This window comes from Microbacterium sp. GbtcB4, assembly GCF_019091465.1.
Lineage (GTDB): Bacteria > Actinomycetota > Actinomycetes > Actinomycetales > Microbacteriaceae > Microbacterium > Microbacterium paraoxydans.
On record NZ_JAGXJJ010000220.1, the window covers coordinates 1 to 261 of the forward strand.

Here is a 261-nt window from a genome sequence, read left to right on the forward strand (position 1 = left end):
CAGCATATTTGCACGCCTATTTTCCTTCTCATTGCCGCCGATCACTATCATACCATTGCCGGTGGTCTTTGTCAGTAGAGAACTATTGCAGCTGTGTATCTCTACCGCACTGCAAACAGCTTCTTCTTGGGAGGAGACCAGAAAAAGATTGCTTTCTCCATAGGAGTCTCTCCATTTTCCTCTCTCCAGAGCAATCTCCACACAAGATTATTGCTAGGCTCAGTACTAGCAGTGTGGTCTCTGAAATCTTCACAACTTTGT

1 protein-coding gene is annotated in these 261 nt (G+C 45.2%); it reads right to left on the reverse strand.

The genetic code is table 11. The features are described from left to right. Window positions 1–201, reverse strand: a 201-nt coding sequence (locus KVS71_RS17750) for a hypothetical protein (RefSeq protein ID WP_217585193.1), incomplete at its 3' end; no start/stop codon positions are given. Window positions 202–261 lie beyond the last annotated feature (60 nt).